Origin of the sequence: Epilithonimonas xixisoli (assembly GCF_004365655.1) — a bacterium.
GTDB lineage: Bacteria > Bacteroidota > Bacteroidia > Flavobacteriales > Weeksellaceae > Epilithonimonas > Epilithonimonas xixisoli.
Window position 1 is genome coordinate 740,832 of the sequence record NZ_SOEO01000001.1, and the last position, 23,222, is coordinate 764,053.

The 23,222-nt window shown below is 35.7% G+C and carries 29 protein-coding genes and 1 tRNA gene; 20 read left to right on the plus strand and 10 right to left on the minus strand.

Going from position 1 to position 23,222, the window contains the following annotated elements:
- From ubiE to B0I22_RS03495, 6 genes are all read right to left on the minus strand, one after another.
- Positions 1-726, minus strand: a complete 726-nt coding sequence (ubiE, locus tag B0I22_RS03470) for a bifunctional demethylmenaquinone methyltransferase/2-methoxy-6-polyprenyl-1,4-benzoquinol methylase UbiE (protein WP_133943267.1) — start codon at positions 724-726, stop codon at positions 1-3.
- 49 nt (positions 727-775) lie between these two features.
- Positions 776-1,351: a hypothetical protein gene (locus B0I22_RS03475; RefSeq protein WP_133943268.1), complete on the minus strand. Its 576-nt coding sequence runs from the start codon at positions 1,349-1,351 to the stop codon at positions 776-778.
- 128 nt (positions 1,352-1,479) lie between these two features.
- Positions 1,480-2,517, minus strand: a complete 1,038-nt coding sequence (gene ribD / locus B0I22_RS03480; RefSeq protein ID WP_133943269.1) for a bifunctional diaminohydroxyphosphoribosylaminopyrimidine deaminase/5-amino-6-(5-phosphoribosylamino)uracil reductase RibD — start codon at positions 2,515-2,517, stop codon at positions 1,480-1,482.
- A 70-nt stretch (positions 2,518-2,587) separates the two neighbouring features.
- A complete protein-coding gene (locus B0I22_RS03485; RefSeq protein ID WP_133943270.1) occupies positions 2,588-3,241 on the minus strand; it encodes a hypothetical protein in 654 nt (217 codons plus the stop codon).
- Positions 3,242-3,283: 42 nt separating this feature from the next.
- Positions 3,284-4,081: an NAD(+) synthase gene (gene nadE, locus B0I22_RS03490; RefSeq protein WP_133943271.1), complete on the minus strand. Its 798-nt coding sequence runs from the start codon at positions 4,079-4,081 to the stop codon at positions 3,284-3,286.
- Between the two features lie 61 nt (positions 4,082-4,142).
- On the minus strand, positions 4,143-4,664 hold the full coding sequence (locus B0I22_RS03495) for a GNAT family N-acetyltransferase (RefSeq protein WP_133943272.1): 522 nt from the start codon (positions 4,662-4,664) through the stop codon (positions 4,143-4,145).
- Positions 4,665-4,710: 46 nt separating this feature from the next.
- Here B0I22_RS03495 and gldB point away from each other — a divergent pair, with 46 nt between their 5' ends.
- The 8 genes from gldB (at position 4,711) to pheA (ending at position 11,529) form a co-directional block, all read left to right on the plus strand.
- Complete coding sequence (gldB, locus tag B0I22_RS03500) at positions 4,711-5,694, plus strand: gliding motility lipoprotein GldB (RefSeq protein WP_133943273.1); 984 nt, start codon at positions 4,711-4,713, stop codon at positions 5,692-5,694.
- Positions 5,695-5,770: 76 nt separating this feature from the next.
- Positions 5,771-6,097 carry a gliding motility protein GldC gene (gene gldC, locus B0I22_RS03505; RefSeq protein WP_133943274.1) on the plus strand — a complete coding sequence of 109 codons (327 nt, stop codon included), beginning with the start codon at positions 5,771-5,773 and terminating at the stop codon, positions 6,095-6,097.
- 95 nt (positions 6,098-6,192) lie between these two features.
- Positions 6,193-7,344 (plus strand): cystathionine gamma-synthase, encoded by a 1,152-nt coding sequence (locus B0I22_RS03510; protein WP_133943275.1) that lies wholly within the window; start codon positions 6,193-6,195, stop codon positions 7,342-7,344.
- 99 nt (positions 7,345-7,443) lie between these two features.
- A complete protein-coding gene (locus B0I22_RS03515) occupies positions 7,444-7,941 on the plus strand; it encodes a GNAT family N-acetyltransferase (protein WP_133943276.1) in 498 nt (165 codons plus the stop codon).
- 8 nt (positions 7,942-7,949) lie between these two features.
- Positions 7,950-9,020 (plus strand): endonuclease/exonuclease/phosphatase family protein, encoded by a 1,071-nt coding sequence (locus B0I22_RS03520; protein WP_133943277.1) that lies wholly within the window; start codon positions 7,950-7,952, stop codon positions 9,018-9,020.
- A gap of 32 nt (positions 9,021-9,052) precedes the next feature.
- Entirely contained in the window at positions 9,053-9,496 is a 444-nt protein-coding gene (locus B0I22_RS03525) for a hypothetical protein (RefSeq protein ID WP_133943278.1), read from the plus strand.
- 56 nt (positions 9,497-9,552) lie between these two features.
- A complete protein-coding gene (locus B0I22_RS03530; RefSeq protein ID WP_133943279.1) occupies positions 9,553-10,344 on the plus strand; it encodes a DUF2490 domain-containing protein in 792 nt (263 codons plus the stop codon).
- Between the two features lie 336 nt (positions 10,345-10,680).
- Complete coding sequence (gene pheA, locus B0I22_RS03535; protein ID WP_133943280.1) at positions 10,681-11,529, plus strand: prephenate dehydratase; 849 nt, start codon at positions 10,681-10,683, stop codon at positions 11,527-11,529.
- Positions 11,530-11,721: 192 nt separating this feature from the next.
- On the opposite strand, the gene B0I22_RS03540 is transcribed toward pheA, so the two are convergent.
- The 4 genes from B0I22_RS03540 to B0I22_RS03555 are packed head-to-tail and all read right to left on the minus strand — an operon-like array spanning position 11,722 to position 14,409.
- Positions 11,722-12,264 carry an HD domain-containing protein gene (locus tag B0I22_RS03540; protein ID WP_246022132.1) on the minus strand — a complete coding sequence of 181 codons (543 nt, stop codon included), beginning with the start codon at positions 12,262-12,264 and terminating at the stop codon, positions 11,722-11,724.
- 10 nt (positions 12,265-12,274) lie between these two features.
- Positions 12,275-12,565: a hypothetical protein gene (locus B0I22_RS03545; protein WP_133943281.1), complete on the minus strand. Its 291-nt coding sequence runs from the start codon at positions 12,563-12,565 to the stop codon at positions 12,275-12,277.
- Positions 12,552-13,025 carry a hypothetical protein gene (locus B0I22_RS03550; RefSeq protein ID WP_133943282.1) on the minus strand — a complete coding sequence of 158 codons (474 nt, stop codon included), beginning with the start codon at positions 13,023-13,025 and terminating at the stop codon, positions 12,552-12,554. Before B0I22_RS03550 ends, B0I22_RS03545 begins: the two co-directional genes overlap by 14 nt.
- On the minus strand, positions 13,003-14,409 hold the full coding sequence (locus tag B0I22_RS03555) for an APC family permease (RefSeq protein ID WP_133943283.1): 1,407 nt from the start codon (positions 14,407-14,409) through the stop codon (positions 13,003-13,005). The genes B0I22_RS03550 and B0I22_RS03555 overlap by 23 nt, the downstream gene beginning before the upstream one ends.
- Before the next feature lie 183 nt (positions 14,410-14,592).
- Here B0I22_RS03555 and B0I22_RS16065 point away from each other — a divergent pair, with 183 nt between their 5' ends.
- The 12 genes from B0I22_RS16065 to kdpA all read left to right on the plus strand — a co-directional run bounded on the left by B0I22_RS16065 (position 14,593) and on the right by kdpA (position 23,221).
- Positions 14,593-14,745, plus strand: coding sequence for a hypothetical protein (locus B0I22_RS16065; RefSeq protein ID WP_166668171.1), 153 nt, complete (start codon positions 14,593-14,595; stop codon positions 14,743-14,745).
- Complete coding sequence (locus tag B0I22_RS03560; RefSeq protein WP_133943284.1) at positions 14,739-15,602, plus strand: hypothetical protein; 864 nt, start codon at positions 14,739-14,741, stop codon at positions 15,600-15,602. Before B0I22_RS16065 ends, B0I22_RS03560 begins: the two co-directional genes overlap by 7 nt.
- On the plus strand, positions 15,599-16,138 hold the full coding sequence (locus B0I22_RS03565) for a hypothetical protein (protein WP_133943285.1): 540 nt from the start codon (positions 15,599-15,601) through the stop codon (positions 16,136-16,138). Before B0I22_RS03560 ends, B0I22_RS03565 begins: the two co-directional genes overlap by 4 nt.
- A gap of 178 nt (positions 16,139-16,316) precedes the next feature.
- On the plus strand, positions 16,317-16,718 hold the full coding sequence (locus B0I22_RS03570; RefSeq protein ID WP_034975001.1) for an LNS2 domain-containing protein: 402 nt from the start codon (positions 16,317-16,319) through the stop codon (positions 16,716-16,718).
- Positions 16,719-16,818: 100 nt separating this feature from the next.
- Positions 16,819-17,775, plus strand: a complete 957-nt coding sequence (locus B0I22_RS03575; RefSeq protein WP_133943286.1) for a D-2-hydroxyacid dehydrogenase — start codon at positions 16,819-16,821, stop codon at positions 17,773-17,775.
- A 208-nt stretch (positions 17,776-17,983) separates the two neighbouring features.
- Positions 17,984-19,000, plus strand: coding sequence for an asparaginase (locus tag B0I22_RS03580; protein ID WP_133943287.1), 1,017 nt, complete (start codon positions 17,984-17,986; stop codon positions 18,998-19,000).
- 48 nt (positions 19,001-19,048) lie between these two features.
- Positions 19,049-19,135 (plus strand) — tRNA-Ser (locus B0I22_RS03585).
- Between the two features lie 188 nt (positions 19,136-19,323).
- Complete coding sequence (locus B0I22_RS03590; protein WP_133943288.1) at positions 19,324-20,673, plus strand: sigma-54-dependent transcriptional regulator; 1,350 nt, start codon at positions 19,324-19,326, stop codon at positions 20,671-20,673.
- 159 nt (positions 20,674-20,832) lie between these two features.
- The gene (locus B0I22_RS03595; RefSeq protein ID WP_133943289.1) at positions 20,833-21,192 is read left to right on the plus strand and encodes a DUF7674 family protein; all 360 of its coding nucleotides are present in this window, start codon (positions 20,833-20,835) and stop codon (positions 21,190-21,192) included.
- Between the two features lie 12 nt (positions 21,193-21,204).
- Entirely contained in the window at positions 21,205-21,339 is a 135-nt protein-coding gene (locus B0I22_RS16400; protein ID WP_281276565.1) for a hypothetical protein, read from the plus strand.
- An 87-nt stretch (positions 21,340-21,426) separates the two neighbouring features.
- Positions 21,427-21,504: a potassium-transporting ATPase subunit F gene (locus tag B0I22_RS16455; RefSeq protein ID WP_133943952.1), complete on the plus strand. Its 78-nt coding sequence runs from the start codon at positions 21,427-21,429 to the stop codon at positions 21,502-21,504.
- 19 nt (positions 21,505-21,523) lie between these two features.
- Complete coding sequence (kdpA, locus tag B0I22_RS03605; RefSeq protein WP_133943290.1) at positions 21,524-23,221, plus strand: potassium-transporting ATPase subunit KdpA; 1,698 nt, start codon at positions 21,524-21,526, stop codon at positions 23,219-23,221.
- Position 23,222 lies beyond the last annotated feature (1 nt).

Genomic DNA, 23,222 nt, shown 5'->3' on the forward strand with positions numbered 1-23,222 from the left:
CTATTTCGTAGCTTTATAAATGGTGGCTATTCCTAAACTAAGTTTTGTGTATTCTACTTTTTTGAAACCTGTCTTCAGAAGAATGTTTTTCATCTTTTCTCCAAAAGGAAACGCGTTTACAGAATCCGGAAGATACGTGTAAGCACGGTTGTCTTTGGAAACCAGACGCCCAATTGCAGGCAAAATGTTCTTAAAATAAAACATATAAAATGGTCCCAAAAATCCTTCTACTTTGGAGAATTCTAAGATATAAATACTTTTGTTCTCCTTCACAACTCTTCTTAATTCTGATAATCCTTTTTCCAGATTTTCAAAATTACGCACTCCAAATGCAACGGTTACGCCATCAAATTTATTGTCCTCAAACGGAAGTTGTTCCGCATCGCCTTTTTGCATAGAGATTTTCCCGTCCAGATTTTGCTTTCTGATTTTCTCGATTCCAACGTTCAACATTTGTTGAGAAAGGTCCAATCCTACAACGTCTGCGCCTGTTCCTTTTTGTACGGTAATTGCCAAATCTCCGGTTCCAGTTGCAACATCCAACACCAATTCTGGTTTGTCTTTAGAAAGCATCTTAACCAATTTGTTTCTCCAAAGCACATCAATTTTCATTGACAGAACGTGATTCAAAAGATCATATTTTGGCGCAATATTGTCAAACATATCTTCTACTTGACTTTTTTTGCTGTACTCGGAGTTGTATGGTGTTACGTTGTTGTGTTCCATTTTTTATGAATGATAGTTGATAAATGATTTTTGATAATTAATTTCAAAATCATTTAAAATTGTAGTAATTTTTGTAATAATTGATGAAATCCTGCTTTCTGAAGATTTTGGTTCGGCTTTCTACCTTTGCCACGTTTTTTACGATTTTGTCATAATCCTCGTCCAAATTGTAGTAGAAATCTTCTGTGTAGAGTTTGTTGGTTTTCTTCACATCGCCCAGATATTGCTTTTTATCAATTTCAATTCCCGCTTTTGCAGCCATCAGAGAATCTCTGTTCAAACCATAACCGTAATATTGGTTGTTGACGTAATAATCTTTATTTGTGATGTTTAGCAATCCTCGAGCTTTGTTTACAGTGAACGCAGAATCGTAAAGCATTGTTTTGTTTTGGTCAAAAACCTTGATGTTGTTTTTACCTTTTTGCAAATCTACTTTAAGAAATTGTCCTGCAGAAAGTATCTTTTCCTCACCATTGTTGAGCTTAAAATAATAAGTTTCCGGCGTCGGATTATCCACCAAATAGTAGTTGGGTTTTGACAGAAACACGAAGTAAATCGCAAACGCAATTCCCATTGTCAAAAGAGAAATAATCAAACCTTTAATAGATGGACTCAGATTTTTCATAAATAGATTCATTGTTTTTCGAGTCTGGAATTGTAATTATTAAACGACAGTTTCTGGACTTAGAAAATCAAATTAAAGGTGCGAATTTACGGATTTTTTTCCGAGCGTTGATTTTTATAATTCTGATATTAATCAAGACTTTGATTCCTGAAAAACAAAACCTCGCAATCTCTCAATTTTTCTGTTTTTTCTGGACGGAAATCGAAAGTTGGCGCTTTGGTTCCATTTTCAAGATTCAGATTTGGATTTTTGAAGATCAAAGCTTCGTCCCAAAGATTTTGGTCGATGAATTGTTGCAAAGTAAATCTTCCACCTTCGATAATCACAGACTGGATTTGCAATTCATACAACTTTTCTAAGATTTGATTTAATGAATTTTTTTTTTCTATTTTAATGAATTTCAGGTGTTTATCTTCAATGTTTTTAATTGAATTGAAGATAATCGTTTCCGCGTCATTATTATAAATATTAAAATTCTCAGGAACATCAAGATTAAAATCAATCAAAATTCGAATAGGATTTCGACCTTCGATTTCTCTCACCGTCAAGCTTGGATTGTCGTGAAGTGCGGTGTTTTTCCCAACGAGAATTGCGTGTTCTTCACTTCTCATCTGATGAACAAACTGCTTGGAAAGTGAATTGCTAATTTGCGTCGGTTTGAAATCTTTGTCCATAAATCCATCCGAAGATTGCGCCCATTTCAAAATGATGAACGGTCGTTTCTTCTCGTGGTAAGTGAAAAATCGTTTGTTAAGTTCTCTGCATTCATTTTCTAAAACGCTGGAAACAACTTCAATTCCTGCATCGGTAATGATTTTTTTGCCTTTTCCATTCACTTTGTCGTGGCTGTCCATTGCGCCAATCACGACTTTTTTGAAACCAAGTTCCACAATCTTCAAAGCACAAGGTGGCGTTTTCCCAAAATGCGCACAAGGTTCCAAAGAAACATAAATTGTAGATTCCGTAATCAGATGTTTGTCTTCATATTTTACGGAATTTATGGCATTTATTTCTGCGTGCGGTTCGCCAGCCTTTTTATGAAAACCCTCACCAATAATTCTGTCATTATGAACAATCACAGAACCTACCAAGGGATTTGGATAGGTCTTTCCCAGAGCTTTTCCTGCTAATTCTATGCAACGTTTGATGTAATATTCTTGATTCAAAAAATTAAATGATTAAAAAATTAGATTAATAAAAAAATCTGACAACTATCAACTAAAAACCGTCAACCAATTACTTCTTCGCTTCAACTGCAGTTGGTTTGTAAGTTATGGGCGGAATTGCCATTGTAATGATGGCTTCCATCAATCGGCTTCTTTCTTTTGATAACGATTTTGATGCGTATTTCAAATCGCCGACAAGTCTTTTAGAATATGAGAAAATAAGGAAAGATTTTTTGCCTCCAGCGTCAAAATTTTTGAATCGGTCAATGTTATATTCAGCGTAAGATTCGCCTTCTTTTGGAACTACGGTCACGAGATAATCTACGACAATCTCTTTTCCATCGGGACTTTCGGTCACATTGACGAAAGAATATTTGTCCTGCGTTCTTTCTTTTCGTTTTTCAACATATTCCACTTTTTGTTTTACAGCAGTTTCAATGTCGATTTCTTTGTCGAAGTAAGAAAGATTGATGAGTTCCTTATAATTATTAAAATCATCATCGCGCAAAATGTATTGCTGTTGCGCCCAAGTTGCAGAATTTTGTTTGCTCCAAGTCAAAATGTATTCATTTTCATAAAAATTTAAAGGACCAGGAATATTGAGTCTGTCAATCACTTCAACAGGCGCAGAAACAGGAGTTTCTTCAACTTTTGTTTCTTGTGAATGAAAAACCGATGTGAATGTAAAAAGACTTAGAGCAGAAAGTAGAATTTTATTTTTCATAAATTATTTTTTTTGATGTCTTGGATCTTATGTCTTGTTTCTTTAATCTAATTTCAATTCTTCAGGGATCTCACAAACCGGAATTGGATTCATCTTATGTTGCGTCGCTCTGTTGAATCTCAAATAGATGCTCATCACTTCTTTTTCTCGTCCCTCGAAATCAGCTTCAGTTTTTCCAACTTTCTGCTGTTCCATTGCCCATTCCAATTCTGGATAAGTCGCACCAATTTGATCTTCATCCGTTCTTTCCACTTCCCAAAGTCCATCTGTAGGTTTAGCTTTTTGAATGCTTTCAAGAACGCCTAATTCTTTGGCGATTTCATAAATTTGAGTTTTGTAAAGGTCAGCGATAGGAGAGATGTCCACACCTCCGTCGCCATATTTTGTAAAAAATCCAACGCCAAAATCCTCCACTTTGTTTCCAGTTCCAGTCACAAGAAATCCATTGATTTGACCATAATAATAAAGTGTCACCATTCTCAATCTCGATCTTGTGTTCGCTTCTGCCAGATTTTTGCTCGGCGAATCATCTTTATAACCTTCTGTTGTTTTTTCGAAACTTTCAAAAGTTGGTGTCAAATCAACACGGAAACCTTCTACGTTTGGGAAATTAGCTTTCAGAAAATCTATATGACCTTGAGCTCTGTCCACCTGATCAGCTTTTTGACGGATTGGCATTTCCAAAACCAAAACCGGCAATCCCGTTTTCGCCACCAAAACAGAAACCACTGCAGAATCGATTCCACCTGAAACACCGACTACGAAACCTTTTGAGTTCGCTTTGGTCGCATAATCTTTGAGCCAGTTAACGATATGATCTATTACTTTTTTTGTCTGCATATTTTTTAAATATTTTTTAGCCTTGTCAAGGTTTCAAACCTTGACAAGGCTGTTTTAACTATTATTTTTTTTCTAATTCGTACCAATAGCAATTGTCGCCATTATCAACAAAAACACCTTTGTTTTCAAAACCTAATTTTGTGAGAATGTGATTGGAAGATTGATGCTCGACATCGGCGTAAGCGTAGATTTTATCAGCATTGAGTTGATTAAATCCTAAATCCAATGAAGCTTTTGCTGACTCTGTTGCGTAACCTTTTCCCCAGAATTCGGGAAGAAATCTATAACCCAATTCATAAACATTTTTGAAGCCATTCACTTCATCTGTCAGAAGTTTGATGCCACTCCAACCGATGAATTTGTTGGTTTCTCTTTCGATGACAGCCAATCTTCCGGTTCCGTTTTTTTCGTATTGATTCAGAAGACTTTCAATCAGTTTTAAACTTTGTTCCTTATTTGTAAAAGGTTGGACTCCTACATATTTCATAACCTCAGGATTGCTGTCCAATAAGAACAAATCATCCATATCGTCTAGCGTTATTTTTCTTAAAATTAATCTTTCCGTAATTATTGGTAGCTTCATCTATTAAATTGTATTTTTGCTTTTCGAAAATCTTAATGTAAAAATAATGAAGTTTTTCCGATATATCTCTTTTTCGGCGATAATTGTTTTCAGTTTATCGGCTTGCAAAAAGGAAAACGAAAATAGATGGGAAGTTGAAATCAAGAATCCTGTCAAAAAAGTAAATGTGACGGACATCTCTGGCGAATTCTACAATTCATCGGTGAGTTTGGAAGATTTCAAGAAGAAATATCCGTGGTTTCAAGGTTCTGTTCCAGATTCGGAATATGGTGACCGACGAAAAGATACGATGGAAGTTCGCATTTATAAAGAAGCAATTTCCAAGATTGATAAATCCAAACTCGACAAAGATTTGGTGAATCTTTTTTCACATATCAAAAATTATTTTCCGAAGTTCGTTCCGCCTCATATTTACTTATATTCATCGGTTGTTGATCCTCAAAATGTGACAGATCCTATTTTCTTGAGAGAAGATGAAAATATGCTTTTCGTAGATATTACGGGATTCTTGGGCGATAAAAATAAAAATTACAACGGTCTCGAATTGTATTTTCAAAAATCAATGAATCCGGAAAATTTGGTTCCTAAGATTTCTATGTTTTTTGCGTCCAGATTGGTTCCTGCGCCAATGGATCAGCAAAAGTTTTTGGATCAAATGGTTTATCAAGGTAAAATTCAAATTCTTCAAGATGCCTTTTTGCCGAATGGTCCAGAGCATTTGAAAATGAATTATTCTAAGGAGCAATACGATTGGGCAATTGCGAATGAAGCCAATATCTGGAATTATTTTGTAGAAAACGATTTGCTTTTTAGTGCAGATCCAAATCTATCCGAACGATTCATCACGCCTGGGCCTTTCTCAAAATTCTACACAGAAGTAGATCGTGAAAGTTCACCACAAATCGCCATCTGGACAGGTTGGCAAATTTGCAAACATTATCTGAATGCCCATCCAGAAGAAAAACTACCCGTATTTTTGAAAAGAAATGCAACAGAGATTTTCAACGGATCAGAGTATAGACCGAAATAATATAGAGTGATAAATTATGAGTTTCAAATTTCAGAATCTCAATTTCTAAATATTTAAATTTTTAAGAATAAAATCAATGAAAAAATCAAAAATAGTTATAGACGTAGAGCTGGACGATAACCACGTTCCTGAAAAAATGTTTTGGAAAGCTGAAGATGGTGGCATCAAAAGACAAGAAACCAAAGCGGCGATGATTTCCGTTTGGGACAGCAAAGCAATGGAAGCGCTTAGAATTGATCTATGGACCAAAGATATGCCTGTGGACGAAATGAAAAGATTCTTCCATCAAATCTTAGTTTCAATTGGACACACATACGAAAGAGCCACCAGCGAAGACGATGTGGCACAATGGTTGGCAGAAGTTGCTGAGGAATTTGCGGTGAAGTCAGCGATAAAAATGTAAATCGTAAAATAGCAAAACTGTAAAATTGTTTATAATAAATAAGTGATTTAACAAATCATCAAATCAACGATTTTACGAATTAACAAATCAACAATATGAAATTCAATACAAAAGTTATTCACGGAGGACAACAGCACGAGCCAGCAACTGGCGCAGTCAATGTTCCCGTATTTTTAACATCAACATTCGCACAAAAAAGTCCGGGACAATTGATCTCTGGCTACGAATATTCAAGAGGTGCAAACCCAACGAGACAAGCTTTGGAAGATTCTTTGGCAAGCATCGAAAATGGTGCGAGAGGTTTGGCTTTCGGTTCAGGTTTGGCCGCTATCGATTGTGTTTTGAAATTGCTAAATCCGGGTGATGAAGTCATTGCAGTAGATGATCTGTACGGCGGATCTTACAGAATGTTTACTAGATTATTCGAAAAATACCAACTGAAATTTACATTCATTGGATTCGATAATGTTGAGCAACTTGAAAATGTCATTACAGATAAAACGAAATTGATCTGGCTGGAAACGCCAACCAATCCATTAATGAAATTGGTGGACATCAAAATGGTGGCTGACACTATGAAAGGAAAAGATATTTTGGTAGCTGTAGATAATACATTTGCAACGCCTTACATTCAAAAACCTTTGGATCTGGGTGCTGATATTGTGATGCATTCTGCAACCAAATATTTGGGCGGACATTCTGATGTCATCGCTGGTGCTTTGATCGCGAAAGATGCGGAATTAGGAGAAAAACTACATTTCATCCAGTTTGCAAGTGGCGGAATTTTGGGTCCTCACGATTCTTATTTGGTTTTGAGAGGAATTAAAACTTTGGCGCTTAGAATGCAAAGACATTCAGACAACGGTTTCGAAGTGGCAAAATATCTGGAAACGCATTCTTTGGTTGATAAGATTTATTATCCAGGATTGTCGTCTCATCCACAATACGATTTGGCGACAAGACAAATGACCGAATTTGGTGGAATGGTTTCTTTCACGTTCAAATCTGGGAATAAAGAAGATGCAGTTAAATTCTTGGAAAATATCAAAGTTTTCACTTTGGCAGAATCTTTGGGTGGCGTAGAATCATTAGCAAACCTTCCAGCTTTGATGACGCACGCATCCATTCCACAAGAGAAAAGAGCGATTCTTGGAATCACTGATGACTTGGTAAGATTAAGCGTCGGAATCGAAGATGCAGAGGATTTGATTGCTGATTTGGAAAAAGCGTTTAACTCAATTAGCTAAATCGTAAAATTGTTGATTTGTAAAATCGTTTTGCAGTTTTATGATTAATTAATTTAACAATTTTACAGTTTTACAAATCAACATTTTAAACATAAAAATATGACTTTTCGAGATGCCACTTTAGAAGACCTTCCAAAAATCGTAGAGATCTACAATTCTACGGTGGCGTCGCGATTGGTTACCGCTGATCTGGAACCTGTTTCTGTCGAAAGCAAACTCGACTGGTTCAATGACCACAATTCTGAAACGCGTCCACTTTGGATGGTTCAGGATTCTCAAGGGAATACGATTGGTTGGGTAAGTTTTCAGGATTTCTACGGACGTCCGGCTTATCAGAAAACGGCTGAAATCAGTATTTATATTGATGAAAAATATCGCGACAAAGGTTTTGGAAGACAGATTTTGGAATTGTCAATCGACAAATGTCCAAGTTTGGGCATCGAAAATCTACTCGCATTCATTTTTGCACACAATTTGCCAAGTTTGACCTTGTTTGAAAAATTCGGGTTTGAATTGTGGGGAAATCTCAAAAATATCGCTGAATTGGACGGCGAAAAAAGAAGTTTAATTATTTTAGGAAAGACCATTAAAGATTAAAAATATCTATGGAAAGTTACACGTATTGTTTGTATTGGATTCTTTCCATTTTGGCGATTCTGTCGGTGTTTGTGCCTGTTATCAAAAACACATTTTGGATTTTCAGGATTTTCGATTATCCTCGTTTTCAGAAATTCGTCATTCTCATTATTCTTGCTTTTCTATGGAATTTCGCAGTTGAAAATCCGACGATTTACGATAAAATTCTTCTGATTACGGAAGTCGTAGTTGCACTTTATTTGTTTTATATCATCATTCCTTACACCAAATTTGGAAAGACAATGATCGATAAAACCGAACCAGATCCTGACGAGGAATTGTTGGATATTTTAGTTTGCAACGTATATCAGCACAATCGGAATTATCAAAAATTGGTTGATTTAATAAAAGAAAAAGATCCTTCAATTTTGTTTTTTCTGGAAACCGATGAAGAATGGAAAAAAGCCTTGGAAACAGTCACGAAAGATTATCAGTACAAAATTGAAGTTCCACTTGCCAACACGTATGGCTTATTGTTTTACAGTCATTTTCCGGTCAAGAATTACGAGGTCAATTATTTGATTGATGACGATATCCCGTCCATTGTTGCCGATGTGGAATATAATAACAACGTTGTCCGATTGTTCGGAATCCATCCAACGCCACCGGTTCCTCAGGAAAATCCGGAAAGTACGGAACGTGATGCGGAAATTCTGATGGTTGGCGAAAAAGCCGAAGAATACGGAAAGCCCGCCATCGTTTTTGGAGATTTGAACGACGTCGCTTGGTCGCAAACCACGAAGTTGTTTCTAAAATCCAGCGGAATGCTCGATCCACGACGCGGACGTGGAATGTTCAATACCTTTCACGCTAAATATTGGTTTTTGCGTTGGCCTCTGGATCATTTTTTTGTTAGTCCGCATTTTCGTTTGGTGGATATGAAAGTTCTGAAAACCGTTGACTCTGACCATTTTCCAATCTGGATTTCATTAGTCATTCGCAATGAAGACACGGAAGATCAATTGGATATTTCGCACGAGGAAGAGCAGGAAGTGGCGGAAAAAATAGAGGAAGGAATCGAAAAAGGTGATGCCAATTAATTTTTGTATCTTGAAAATTAAATTTAATAAAAATGAAAAAGATAATTTTTAGCCTCCTGTTTTCCCTTGGTTTCATCTTCGGTTCTGCGCAGATAAATATGCCAAAACCAATTGTCATTGTTCAAAATGTCGTGATGGGATCTTTAACTTTGAATAGTTTGGATCCCAATAAAATCGAAAGTATTCAAGTTTTTAAAACGCCTTCGTCCGAAACGGCAAATTTTGATGACTTGGTTAAAAATGGTTTAATTAATGTCAAGCTTAAGGAAGAAATGTCCATCGAAAGTTTGACAATTTCTGAAGCTAAAAAGAGATTCGAATTGCCTGCAAATGCCTTAGTTTTTCTTAATGACATCCAAGTTCACAACGAAACGATTCTGATTGCAGAAGATTTATTAAAAACTACGAGAGTCATTAATCCTGACAAAAAAGTAAATAATTTTACTGCGCCAGTTTTGAGTATTAAAGCAGACTAAACTTGTTTTTCCCTTTCTGAATCATTAGTTTTGTAGAAATCGATATTATTTCAAATATGTTTTTCAACAAAGCAAAAGTCCTGCTCAGTTCAGTTTTTTTAATTTCAATTTCATCCACATTTTCCGCACAAAACCGAATCAGCGATCACAACAATATCGGCTGGTACGCTTATAACGGAACTTTCAAGCTGGATTCAAAATTCTCCATTCACACAGAATATCAGTGGCGAAGAAATGATTACATCACGACTTGGCAACAAAGTCTTTTGCGTTTGGGAATCAATTATCAAGCGAATCCAAATTTACAATTGCGCGTTGGTTACGCTTGGGCCGAGACTTTTCCGTACGGTGAAATTCCGCTCAACGGAATGGGAAAAGATTTCACAGAACATCGGATTTACGAAATGGCAACTGTGACAGACAAAATCGGAAAGATAGATTTGTCGCACCGTTTTATGCTGGAACAGCGTTGGGTTGGGCGATATTCTAATGCCAGTCTGACTTCCGAAGACCAATATCCATTTATGAACCGAGCGCGATATATGATTCGTTTGCAAATGCCTTTGAAGGGAAATTCAATTACGGACAAAACCCCGTATATTGCAGTTTATGACGAATTGATGATTGGATTCGGTAAAAACGTTGGCGAAAATGTCTTTGACCAAAACAGAATCGGAATTTTGTTGGGATATAAATTCAACAATTTGGTTAGGGTAGAAGGTGGATATCTGAATCAGATTGTGCAATTTGGGAGGGAAATAGAAGGGAAGAATGTGTTCCAATATAACAATGGATTTATTGTAAGCGCCAATTTCAATTTTGATTTTTCTAAGAAAACAGTTGATTAATTTAACAACTAACCTAACAAAAGATATTGTCTTTCTTAAGTTTTGCAAAAATTCAAAAGGAAGTCAATTTTCTAAAAAAAATAAGAGTCTGTTTCAAATTTTATGCTTGAAATTTATATCTGCTTTTTCTGCTATGTTATTTAGTTTCTCGCTGATTTTAAAGATTTAGCAGATTTTAATTACGGAAAACAAATCTGCCTAATCAGCAAAATCTGCGAGCAAAATATTTTTAAATTAAATTTAAATACGCTCTAAGCTTTTATACTATTAGTAAGTTTTTGTTTTTAGATTTTCTTTTGTGACTTTTGTGGTTCAAAAATTCTTTAATTTCGCAAAATGAAAATAGCATTCCTCGGCCCCGAAGCTTCTTTTACGCAGTTGACCGCAACGCAGTTATTCCCAAATGACGAGTTGATTCCAAAATCAAACATTTTGGATTGCTTCTTGGCGGTTCAAAACAATGAAGTGGACAAAGCGGTTATTCCATTGGAAAACTCGATTGAAGGAACGGTTTCTATGACCTTGGATTACCTTTATCAAACACCAGAAATAAAAATCGAGGCTGAAGCTGTGATGCCAATTGCACATCATCTGATGATTCATCCGAGTCAGGAAAATCAAGATTCGATTGAGAAAATCTATTCTCATCCGCAGGCTTTAGCGCAGAGTTTTCATTCGCTCAATAAAAATTATCCCGAAGTTCCAAAACAGGAATTCGCTTCCACTGCCGCTGCTGCAAAACGGGTTTCCGAAAATCCAGAAAGAAAAATCGCCGCTGTTGCGAATAAATTTGCTGCCGAATTATACGGTTTGAAAATCCTTAATGAAAACATCCACGATGTCGAGGAGAATCACACCAGATTCATCATCATTTCTAAAACTGAGAATTATTACGAGAATCATCTTGAAAATATCGGCAAGAAAACCGCAATGCTCATCACTTTGCCACAAGATCACGCTGGAGGATTGCATCAGGTTTTATCGGTTTTTGCGTGGCGAAATATGAACCTTAGCAAAATCGAATCCCGAACTTTGAAAACCAAATTGGGAAATTACTTCTTCTTCGTAACCGTAGTTGGCGGTTGGGATGATGTGCTTTACATCAATTCCATGGACGAACTGAGAGCGATTGGTGCGGATGTGAAGTTTTTGGGGAATTATAAAGAGTTTTTATTGGAAGCATAGAACTCGTTTTTTTGTCATTCCGTAGGAATCTAAACGGTTTTTTCAGTGTGTTGAGATTCTTTCAGAATGACAAAATACTGCTAAAACTAAATAGTACTTGCAATAGATAATCATAACATTGAAATTTCTCGTTGAATATTTTCTCTCGCCATCTTCTCATATTTCTCTTTAAAATAATCCGTTTTGAAAATCTCATCGAACTCTAGGAAATGAGTTAGTACTTTTTTTTCGTCCTGGATTATAAAGAAAATCCGGATAGATTGAATACTCCTTTCTGATTTGATAAACGTAATTTTCATAAACATTCCAATCTTTGCCGAGAATTGCTAAGTCAGCATCGAGAAGGAAATTGGTATCAGAATCGTTACTTTTTTTGTGGGATTTTGTCGCGAGAATTTGATTGTAGATTTTAATTATTCTTTCGTTTGAAATATTAATTTTTTCTAAGCGTTTCTTTGCAATTTCTGCGCTTTTTTCTTCGTTGTCTTTGGATGTTGCTTTATAAATGATGTCGTGATAGAAAACTGAAAATAGCAAAGCATCGTAGTCTATAATTTCATCTTTGACTTCTCCCAATTCACGAATCATATTTTCAAGATGAATGAGATTGTGATATTGTCTGCTTTTTTGAGAATAAGATTGTTCTATTTCTTTCCAGTAATCGAGTTTTAGTTTTTCATCTGAGGAGAACTTTGATATTAAATCCGAAAAAGTTGATTTTAGATTGATGGACATTATCTTGATATTAAAAATTTAGAAATAGCAAATATTCTGAATTTAGATTTTCATCAAATAAATAATCTATTTTAATGTTTTTCTTTATTAATGCTAACATTTTGCTCTCATTTAAACCAAATTTTTTGATTGAATTGACTTCAATAATATTATTTTCAGAATCTAACTTGATTTTATAAACTCCAAATTTGTTTTTTAATTTTTCCCCAAATACAGATTTAAATTCGTTATTTAAAATCTTATTTGCCTCGTCAAATTTTAATGAATTATCATAGAAATTTACAAATTTAAAATTTACCAAAAAGACTTTTATTCTTTTCTAAATAATCAAATTGCTTACTGTAGTTATCTATTTTGTTAAAATCACTAGTACTAATCTGGAGCATACTACTACAGAGAGAGACTACATATTCACCATTTTCGTTTTTATATAAAAGTATTAAATATTTTTCTCCAACTTCCACTTGTTTTTCACAAGAAGCTGAATTTGAGTTTTCAGAATTACCTATTATTTTTAATTCTTCGAATTTTTGACCTTTATACAATTTATCGAAACTAATTTTTGCTCTGTAGGTTCTTGCTCCAAATATTTTTTCTTTTTTAATTTCATTTCCATAAGTAGATTCAATTGTAATTAATCCAACTACATCTGAATCAAAATAATCCTGAGCAATGACAGCTGTTGCGCAAGAACAGGCTGAAATTTTAACTGATATGAAAAATAATATCAATAGAATTTTAATCCTCATTTGTGATAACATCAGATATTGTTTTCTTATTAATAAAAAAGTAAACCGGCAACCCAAGCAAAATCAATCCCAATCCGGGCAACGTATAATCTGGTTTATAAATCAAAAGCAAAATACAAAACGCTGTTCCAATCAAAAGGTAAAGCACTGGCGTGAAAGGATAAAGAAACGTTTTATAACCTCTTTCCATTTCTGGTTTTTTGATTCTGAGGTAGATCACACCGAAAACTGTCAACATATAAAACAGAACAATCACGAAGGAAACCATATCCAAAAGATTCCCGTATTGTCCGCTCAGACAAAGTAAACTTGCCCAGATTCCTTGCATCCAAAGTGATTTTGCGGGAACGCCATTTTTGTTGTTTTCAATGGCTGATTTTAGGAAAAGTCCATCTTTTGCCATCGTTTGGAAAACCCTTGCACCAGCGAGAACAATTCCGTTCACACAGCCAAAAGTCGAGATCATTACCAAAATTGCGATGATGATTGTTCCTGCATTTCCAAACATTTTCTCAGCTGCAGAAACCGCAACTCTGTCATTAGCCGCAAAAGCGATAGAATCTCTGTCAAGCGCATTCAGGTAAACGAAATTGACCAAAAGATAAAGAATCATCACGGCAGAAGTTCCAAGAATCATCGCTTTCACAACATTCTTTTTAGGATTCTCGATTTCGCCAGAGATGAAAGTGACGTTCTCCCAAGCCACAGAACTGAAAACTGAACCAACCATCGCTGCGGCAATGCCACCAAGGATTGTTGCGCCAGAAATTCCCGTCCATTCTGTGTTTTTTAGGTTTTGAAAAGCGTCCCAACCGAAACTCATATTGGAACTCCAATTGGATTTATCAATCAAAATAAAACCTAAAATAATCAATCCAAGAAGTGCGATTATTTTTGAAGAAGTAAAAACATTCTGCAAGATTTTCCCGAACTGTACACCTTTCGTATTCACATAAGTCAGGAAAAGAATAACGACAATCGCTAAGATTTGAATCCAAGTAATCTGAAATTCACCACTTTGGAAAATCGATGCAGCATCATTAAGAGAAGGAACAAGATAAGCCGTAAATTTCCCGAAAGCCACAGCCACAGCCGCAATCGTTCCGGTTTGGATCACCGTAAACATTCCCCAACCATAGAGAAATCCCATTGGTTTTCCAAAAATCTCGGTGATGTAAGTATATTGTCCGCCCGCTTTTGGGAACATCGCCGAGAGCTCGCCATAACTGATTGCTGCTGCAACGGTCATCACAGTCGTTATCAACCAAACCACGATCAGCCAATAGCCAGAACCGAGATTCCGCATAATATCTGCGCTCACGATAAAAATTCCGCTTCCGATCATCGATCCCATTACGATCATCACAGCGTCCCAAAGTTTGAGTTTCTTTTCCATAGTTTTTATTAATAATCAAATATATCTAAAATAACTCAAGATTCTTTACAAACATTATTTCCAATAAATTTTGAGCTGGTTGTTAACTGTAATTTATACTTTTATATTTAAGATTTACAAATGATTGAGAATGTTTTCTCAATATATTTGTCTCTAAATCGTTTTAAAAAATTAAAACAACAAATGAAAAAAATCTTTCTCCTTTTTTGCTTAATCTTCATTTTTTCTTGTAAAGAAAAGAAAGAAGAAGTGTTGAATAATCCTGATTTCAAAATCGAAGCTGCGAATCGTGATTCCAAAATTCCTGACAGTAGCGCCGACAAAGCATCTTGTTAAAAACAACTGATGACGGATTTTTCAGGATTTTTATTAAGTCTAATGAAGCACGCGGAAAGTATTTTTATTCCGATACGCTCAATGTTTTAATGGCGGAAAACTACATCAAAAAAGATAATAAATTTATAAAGACAAGAAGTTCCACATTGCTGGAAGGCGAGTGGAACTACCTGGAAATCGATTCTACCAACTTGTACAATCAAAAAATTAATAATGTCGATTTTCAATTTATTTCTGCGAATGATTCTTTCCAAGGAAAGGCAATTCCGGAGCAAAGCGCTCATTTTTGGATGATCAATACGAACAATGTTTCAGAATATTACGAATTGATTTACTCTGGTTATCCCGACAATCTTTGCGCCGAATGTATCAAAGGAGATTTTGCAAAAGATAAAAAATTGGACAAAAATCCTTCTGCGAAAAAAGTACTTTATGATTTTGCCAAGAAGTCCAAACTGATTTATCAAAAAACAAATGATGAAAAAAAGCCTAGCCATTTCAAAAATTTTAGAGAAAAATGGCAAAAAGACAATCAAGCCGAGATCAATTGGGGAGCCGGATATGGAGGCGAAATGGATGTAGTGATTTCTACTTATTACAATCAGAATTTGTTTGAGATTTCCGGTGGAACAGAAGCAAGTTTAGAAAATCAAAATTATTATTTAACCAGTTATTTCCGTGGTGATGTGATTGGATTTGACAAACAGAAAAAACGCTATTTTCCGATTATCGTAGAAAGTTGTGCTCACTTTTGCAACAAAGAAATTGAGTTTGTGAATGATCACACGATCAAAATCACTTATGAAGATGACAAATCTTGGGAATTGGATTTGACTAAAATAAAGTTTAACGAATGAGACCTTCAACAAAAAATATTTTGCAAAAAGCAACTAGGATTTTCTTTGTTTTATCTTTAGTGATGATTGCTTTCAGTTTGTCAGATGCATTTTTGAAATGGTACGAAATTCTGCAAATCACAATTCCTTATGCCATAGTTTGGTTGATTGTTATTGCAATCACGCTTTTGCTATTGGTAATTTTACAAAGGTGGAAAAGGTTTTTTCTAATTTTGTTTTTGGCAATTGGGAACTTTTTATTTTTCTTTTATGTGGCTTTTTCTTTTCCAATGACTGTCGGGAAATCAATTCCAAACAGTCAATATCGTTTAGAAGCTAATATAAATCAATACAAAATCTTGAAACAAAATTGTTGTTACAAAAAAGTAATTGCAACAAAATCTTCAAGAATTTTCTTTACAACAAATATGAAAACTGGACTCGTTCCAACGTTTGAAGCAACATTAATTTCAGAAAACAATGAGTTGATAATTTTGGACATTAAAACTTCCGGAGTAAAACCTAAAGTTCGAGACACAATCAAAAAGCTTGAATAATTTTCCAAATTGAAATCATTTCAGGTGTAAAATATTTTCTCTCCTCTTGATTTGGTTAAAACAAAAAGTAAATTTTTCTTTAAAATATTCTATAAAATTAAGATTTTATTAAGCATTCGATAATGATTTGTGAGTTCAACAAGAAAAGCTTAATTTTGCCAACTTAATTTTGAACCTCATGGAACTAGAATACGTAGAACATCTGAGCCCAATGCTGAAAGGCGATATCAAGAATTATCTGATCGATATCGACGGAACTATTACAGAAGATGTGCCTAATGAAGAGCCAGAAAGAATGGTAACTTGCGAACCTTTTCCAGATGCGCTGGTAACAATCAACAAATGGTATGACGAAGGTCACCAGATTTGTTTTTTCACGTCCAGAACAGAGGACCTGAGAGAGGTGACAGAAACGTGGCTCAACAAACACGGCTTCAAATATCACAGCGTTTTGCTAGGAAAACCAAGAGGCGGAAACTACCATTGGATAGATAACCACCTTGTAAAAGCAACAAGATACAAAGGGAAATTTACTGATATGGTTGAAAAACAAGTGACCATAGAAGTTTTCCGTGACTAAGAAATATCAATGATAAATGATGATTGATAAATGATGTTTATTTATACTCAAATCGACATCAATAATCATTTATCATCTATCAATTATCAATTATAAAAATATGAAAGTACTTGCAAATGACGGATTGACGCAATCTGGAATCAATGCGCTATTACAGAACGGATTTGAGGTAATCACTGCGAAAGTGGCTCAGGAAAATCTGATCACTTACATCAACGAAAACAATGTGACGGTTCTTCTCGTGAGAAGTGCAACGAAGGTGACGAAGGAAATGGTGGACAATTGCCCTAGCCTAGAGATTATCGGACGTGGTGGTGTCGGGATGGACAACATCGAAGTTGCTTATGCAAGAGAGAAAGGAAAACACGTGATCAACACGCCGGCAGCTTCATCCGAATCTGTGGCAGAATTGGTTTTTGCGCACCTTTTCTCAGGTTGTAGATTCTTGCAAGATGCAAACAGACAAATGCCTGTAAAAGGAAATACCGAATTTGCAAAACTTAAGAAAAAATACGAAGCTGGAATCGAACTGAGAGGTAAAACCATCGGAATCGTCGGCATCGGAAGAATTGGACAAGAAGTGGCAAGAATCGCGCTTGGATTGGGAATGAAAGTGATTGCTTCTGACACCAGAATCGGGAAAGCGAGCGTGCGAGTAGATTTCTACAACAGCCAATACATCAATGTTGAAATTGAAACTGAACCGTTGGAGCAATTGATCCAGCATTCAGATTTCATCACACTTCACGTTCCTGCTCAGGATGGACCAATCATAGGAGCGGCTGAGTTGGATAAAATGAAAACTGGCGCCGCAATCGTAAACTGTGCAAGAGGTGGCGTGATAGACGAAACTGCTTTGATAGAAGCGCTTGACAGTGGAAAACTAGCTTTCGCGGGCTTAGATGTTTTCGAAAACGAACCAACGCCTTCCGACGCTATTTTGAATCACCCAAAGATTTCTTTGACGCCACATACAGGCGCAGCAACGGAAGAAGCGCAAGACAGAATCGGAACTGAATTGGCAAATCAAATTGCTAGCATACTTTTGGTTAAATAATTTAACCAAAACATAAATTAAATGCTCGTTTTTTAACGGGCATTTTTTATTTTCCCGATTCAGATTAAAAATTTACTTTTGCTGAGAATTTTTATGGCAGCTTTTCCGTCTTCCGCTCCCAATCTTTTTTCCAGCGCTTTTCCAGCCACAAAAAAGGATTTCCGCTCAAGCCGGGCTGCAGATTTTCGCTTCGAATCAATATTGTTTTATGAAAAGAAAAGTTCTATTAATTTACACCGGCGGAACCATCGGGATGGAAAAAGATTATGAAACCGGAAGTCTGGTTCCATTTGATTTCTCTACGATTTTCAAAAGAATTCCTGAAATGAATCTTTTGGAATGCGAGGTTTCCGTTCATCCATTCGAAAAACCAGTTGACTCCTCAGATATGGGACCAAAAGAATGGCGAATGATTGCTGATTGGATTTTTAAAAACTACGATAATTTTGATGGCTTTCTGATTCTCCACGGAACAGATACGATGTCTTACTCAGCTTCTGCATTGAGTTTTATGCTTCAAAATCTTGGGAAGCCAGTGATTCTGACAGGTTCACAATTGCCAATTGGAGATTTGCGAACTGATGCCAAAGAAAATCTTCTAACAAGTTTATATTACGCCAGTCTCTACGAAAATGATGAAGCTGTCATCAAAGAAGTTGCTGTCTATTTTGAATACAAACTCTTGCGTGGAAACCGAAGTTTGAAATATTCTGCAGAATTTTTTGATGCTTATCAAAGTCCGAATTATCCGATTTTGGGGCAATCTGGTGTCAATCTCAACATCGAAAAAGATTTGCTTTGGAAACCAAAAGCTGACTTCGAACTGGATAATTATCTGAACGAAAAAGTTCTTTTCTACAGAATCTTCCCAGGAATGAACTTCGAATCTCTCTTGGAACTCAAAACGCCTGAAGCAATCGTATTGCAGGTTTTCGGATCAGGAACGATTTTTAATAATGAAAAAACGCAAAACGTTCTTCAGGAATTGAGAAATAGAGGAATTGAGATTGTGGTCATCAGTCAATGTATATCAGGAGGAATCAGTTTCGGGAAATATAGCAACAGTAATATTTTCACGAAGATTGGAGCCATCAGTGGAAAAGATATGACAGCAGAGTCTGCGATTACCAAATGTATGCACATTTTGAAGAATCCAAAATATACAAAACCTTTTTCGGAGGTTTTCAGTGAAAATATTTGTGGAGAAATTACAGAAGAATTCTAATATTGTTTTTGAGAATTCAGATATTTCATTATATTTGCAACCTCAAATAGAGAGGTGTCCGAGTGGTTGAAGGAGCTAGCCTGGAAAGCTAGTGTGCGGGTAACTGTACCGAGGGTTCGAATCCCTTCCTCTCTGCAAAGGTGATAAACCAAAACGTTGTGAATATTGATATTTGCAACGTTTTTTTTTGATTCTGTTAGTCATTTAAAATTCAGAAAAAAATGTGCTACTGGATCATTTCTAATTCAATGACTCAACTTCTTTTAAAAAGTTCTGCTGGAAATAAACAGCTATTAATTACATTTGCAGAGTAATAGTATCAATTGAACAAAATCCTAATCATAGACGACGAAGAAAAAATCAGGACTTTACTTTCCAGAATTATCGGTTTGGAAGGTTTTGAAATATTTCAGGCTTCTGATTTGAAGAATGCGAGAAGAAGATTGGAAGTTTCTGATATTGATGTAGTTATTAGCGATGTAAAACTTCCCGATGGTAGCGGTGTTGAGTTTTCTAAAACTATAAAAGAAAAGTACTCATCAATAGAAGTCATTCTTTTGACAGCTTACGGAAATATTCCAGACGGTGTTCAGGCAATTAAAAACGGCGCTTTCGATTACATTACAAAAGGTGATGACAATAACAAAATCATTCCATTAGTTTACAAAGCTTTGGAAAAAGTCGCTTTGAATAGAAGGGTTTTGCAACTCGAAAAACAATTGGACAACAAGCAGTCTTTTGACAATGTCATTGGAAAATCCAAGTTAATTGAATCCGCCATCAATTCTGCGAAAAAAGTCGCAGTTACTGATGCAACGGTGCTTTTGACCGGTGAAACAGGAACTGGAAAAGAGGTTTTTGCGCAAGCCATTCACAATGCGAGTCATCGTAATAAACAGAATTTTGTAGCGGTAAACTGTTCTGCATTCAGCAAAGAATTGTTGGAAAATGAATTGTTCGGACACAAAGCTGGTGCATTTACCGGCGCAATGAAAGATTCCAAAGGGATTTTTGAAGAAGCCAATAATGGAACAGTTTTTCTGGACGAAATAGGAGAGATGCCATTGGATTTACAAGCTAAATTGCTTCGGGTTTTAGAGTCTGGAGAATTTCTGAAAGTCGGAGACAGCAAACCTACCAAAGTGAATGTAAGAATCATAGCGGCAACTAATCGGGATTTGCAGAATGAAATCAATAATGGGAATTTCCGTGAAGATTTGTATTATCGAATTAATATTTTCAATATTGTTCTACCTTCCTTGCGAGAGAGAACTTCTGACATAGAAGAATTGGCCAATTACTTCTTGAAAAAATTCACTCATAAAATCGGAAATAAAATAACATCAATTTCCAACGAATATCTTGATGTCTTGAAAAAACATTCTTGGAAAGGAAATATCCGTGAGCTTCGTAATATTATTGAAAGAAGCGTAATTCTGGAAGACAACCAAACATTATCAATTGAAAGTTTACCTTTTGATTTACAGAAGATTTCAACTTCTCAAACATCTATGGACAAAACATTGTCAGCTTTCTCAATGGCAAGTGCAGAGAAAATCCACATCCAAAAAACTTTGAATTACACCAAAGGAAACAAAGCTGAAGCCGCAAGATTACTAGAAATCGGAATTGCGACACTTTATCGCAAAATAGAAGAATACAAAATCTCATAAAATTAATTATCATATTGAGAAAAAGCCTATCATTTTGATAGGCTTTTTTGTTGTTTAAAACTTCAAAATAAAATTTAATTAATTGATTTATAGTTGATTGAGTGTATTTATTTTTTAAAGGAATATATCTTGGCATTAGTGATTCAAAACAATTATAAAATGAATCACACAGAAGCCATTCAGGAAATCATCAAAGTTGCTCCTGAATTCGAAGAAGAGTTCAAAGAAATCTACAAGACCAAAAATTCTTATATGGTCATCAATGTTTTCACGAAGCAAATCCAAAAATTGATACAAAGGAAGGACAAAATTATTCTGATAACTTGTCTCAACAAGATGAACGAAATCTACAGAAAAGGCGACCAGACTTTGAAAAACGCAGTGGAATCGATTTTTATTTATTCGTTGGACAGACTTACTTTTTCCTGCGACAGAGTTTACAAAAATCTGATTTTCGAAAAGATTCCATCAGGACTTCAGAAAGCTTATTTGCGTCAGGTTTACAAATCAGGATTATAAAAATTACAACTTATGAAAATCAGAAACCGAATGAGTTGGGAAGAATGGAAAGCTTCCAATTCCAAACATAATCTTCAGATTTTAATCGTCAATCTCGCTGTAATTCTTAGTGTTTTTGTTTTTGCAGCCATAATTCAATTCTCATAAAAATTTAAAAATGACAATCACATTAATTATTCCGGGCGCATCATTTTTTGCCTTCTTTTTTCTAACCGTAAAATACTTTGAAAAGATATGATAACGCTCTTTATTATTGCCATCGCAGTGTTTGCGTATATGTGCTACGTTTTGGTAAAACCGGAAAAATTTTAATATTCAAATTAATTAAAAAATGAACTCAGAAATATTAGGAATTATATTAATGTTCTTTCTGGCGGTAGCTTTTGCGATTCCATTAGGAAGATACATCTCCAAAGTTTTCGGAAACGAAAAAACCTGGCTCGACAAGATTTTAAATCCCGTTGATAAATTATTTTACAAGCTTTCAGGCATCAATCCCGAAACTGAAATGACTTGGAAACAGCATCTTTTGGCATTATTGACCATCAATCTTGTTTGGTTTCTCACAGCAATGTTTGTTCTGACCAATATGAGTTGGCTTCCCTTGAATCCTGACAATAATCCATCGATGAGCGGAGATTTGGCGTTCAACACAGCGGTAAGTTTTGTGACGAATACCAATCTTCAACATTATTCAGGAGAAACAGGAATGTCATATCTCGGACAATTAACATTAATGCTTTGGCAATTCATAAGTGCAGGATGCGGAATTTCAGTTGCAGCAGTGGTTTTCTTTGCAATGAAAGAAAGAACGACCGATAAATTGGGGAATTTTTATTTCTTTTTTGTAAGAAGCTGCACCAGAATTCTATTACCTATTGCCATTTTAGTTTCAACATTATTGGTATTCAATGGAACGCCGATGACGTTTGAAGGGAAAGATTCAATCACAAACCTGCAAGGCAATAAAGTCGATGTTAGCCGAGGTCCGGTTGCCGCATTTGTTGCCATCAAACATTTGGGAACGAACGGTGGCGGATTTTTCGGTCCGAACTCAGCGCATCCTTTAGAAAATCCAAATTACTTTACGAATATCGTCGAGATTGTAACTCAGATGCTGATTCCGCTTGCAATGGTTTTTGCAATGGGATTCATTATCAAAAGAAGAAAACTTTCCTGGACAATTTTTGGAGTAATGACCATCGGATTTTTATTATTGATAATTCCAACCGTAATTTCAGAAGTTAATGGAAATCCAGCGATTTCCGAGATGGGAATTTCACAAACGATGGGAAATATGGAAGGAAAAGAAGTCCGTTTTGGTTCTGCAGCTTCTGCTTATTGGAGTATTGCAACGACAGTTATTTCGACAGGAAGTATCAACTCAATGCACGATAGTTTTATGCCTTTGAGTGGAATGAATCAGCTTCTTGGAATGATGGTTAACTGTTTCTACGGCGGAGTCGGTGTTGGTTTTCTGAATTTTTACATTTTTATCATCCTCGCAGTTTTCATCAGTGGATTGATGGTTGGAAGAACACCGGAATTTCTAGGTAAAAAAATCGAAGCCAAAGAAATGAAAATTGCAATGATGATTGCGCTCCTTCATCCACTTTTAATTCTGGCAGGAACAGCGATTGCAAGTTATACATACGCTCATAATCCCGAAACTTATGCAAGTTGGCTCAATAATCCGGGATTCCACGGCTTCAGTGAAATGCTGTACGAATTTACATCTTCGAGTGTAAACAACGGAAGTGGTTTCGAAGGTTTAGGCGACAACACACCATTTTGGAACATCGCCTGCGGAATCGTAATGCTGATGGCGAGATATTTACCAATCATCGGTCCGGTTGCAATTGCAGGAAGTTTGGCGGCTAAAAAATACATCCCGGAAAGTGCAGGAACGTTGAAAACAGACACGCCAACTTTTGGATTGATGATTTTCGCCGTCATCGCCCTTGTCGCTGCATTATCTTTTTTCCCAGCTTTGGCTTTAGGACCAATTGCAGAATATTTTTCACTTTAAT

Coding starts and splice junctions, on each gene's coding strand:
- ubiE (WP_133943267.1), bottom strand. CDS start 726: ATGGAACACAACAACGTAACACCATACAACTCCGAGTACAGCAAAAAA.
- B0I22_RS03475 (WP_133943268.1), bottom strand. CDS start 1,351: ATGAAAAATCTGAGTCCATCTATTAAAGGTTTGATTATTTCTCTTTTG.
- B0I22_RS03485 (WP_133943270.1), bottom strand. CDS start 3,241: ATGAAAAATAAAATTCTACTTTCTGCTCTAAGTCTTTTTACATTCACA.
- nadE (WP_133943271.1), bottom strand. CDS start 4,081: ATGCAGACAAAAAAAGTAATAGATCATATCGTTAACTGGCTCAAAGAT.
- B0I22_RS03495 (WP_133943272.1), bottom strand. CDS start 4,664: ATGAAGCTACCAATAATTACGGAAAGATTAATTTTAAGAAAAATAACG.
- gldB (WP_133943273.1), top strand. CDS start 4,711: ATGAAGTTTTTCCGATATATCTCTTTTTCGGCGATAATTGTTTTCAGT.
- gldC (WP_133943274.1), top strand. CDS start 5,771: ATGAAAAAATCAAAAATAGTTATAGACGTAGAGCTGGACGATAACCAC.
- B0I22_RS03510 (WP_133943275.1), top strand. CDS start 6,193: ATGAAATTCAATACAAAAGTTATTCACGGAGGACAACAGCACGAGCCA.
- B0I22_RS03515 (WP_133943276.1), top strand. CDS start 7,444: ATGACTTTTCGAGATGCCACTTTAGAAGACCTTCCAAAAATCGTAGAG.
- B0I22_RS03520 (WP_133943277.1), top strand. CDS start 7,950: ATGGAAAGTTACACGTATTGTTTGTATTGGATTCTTTCCATTTTGGCG.
- B0I22_RS03525 (WP_133943278.1), top strand. CDS start 9,053: ATGAAAAAGATAATTTTTAGCCTCCTGTTTTCCCTTGGTTTCATCTTC.
- B0I22_RS03530 (WP_133943279.1), top strand. CDS start 9,553: ATGTTTTTCAACAAAGCAAAAGTCCTGCTCAGTTCAGTTTTTTTAATT.
- pheA (WP_133943280.1), top strand. CDS start 10,681: ATGAAAATAGCATTCCTCGGCCCCGAAGCTTCTTTTACGCAGTTGACC.
- B0I22_RS03540 (WP_246022132.1), bottom strand. CDS start 12,264: ATGTCCATCAATCTAAAATCAACTTTTTCGGATTTAATATCAAAGTTC.
- B0I22_RS03550 (WP_133943282.1), bottom strand. CDS start 13,025: ATGTTATCACAAATGAGGATTAAAATTCTATTGATATTATTTTTCATA.
- B0I22_RS03555 (WP_133943283.1), bottom strand. CDS start 14,409: ATGGAAAAGAAACTCAAACTTTGGGACGCTGTGATGATCGTAATGGGA.
- B0I22_RS16065 (WP_166668171.1), top strand. CDS start 14,593: ATGAAAAAAATCTTTCTCCTTTTTTGCTTAATCTTCATTTTTTCTTGT.
- B0I22_RS03565 (WP_133943285.1), top strand. CDS start 15,599: ATGAGACCTTCAACAAAAAATATTTTGCAAAAAGCAACTAGGATTTTC.
- B0I22_RS03570 (WP_034975001.1), top strand. CDS start 16,317: ATGGAACTAGAATACGTAGAACATCTGAGCCCAATGCTGAAAGGCGAT.
- B0I22_RS03575 (WP_133943286.1), top strand. CDS start 16,819: ATGAAAGTACTTGCAAATGACGGATTGACGCAATCTGGAATCAATGCG.
- B0I22_RS03580 (WP_133943287.1), top strand. CDS start 17,984: ATGAAAAGAAAAGTTCTATTAATTTACACCGGCGGAACCATCGGGATG.
- B0I22_RS03595 (WP_133943289.1), top strand. CDS start 20,833: ATGAATCACACAGAAGCCATTCAGGAAATCATCAAAGTTGCTCCTGAA.
- B0I22_RS16400 (WP_281276565.1), top strand. CDS start 21,205: ATGAAAATCAGAAACCGAATGAGTTGGGAAGAATGGAAAGCTTCCAAT.
- B0I22_RS16455 (WP_133943952.1), top strand. CDS start 21,427: ATGATAACGCTCTTTATTATTGCCATCGCAGTGTTTGCGTATATGTGC.
- kdpA (WP_133943290.1), top strand. CDS start 21,524: ATGAACTCAGAAATATTAGGAATTATATTAATGTTCTTTCTGGCGGTA.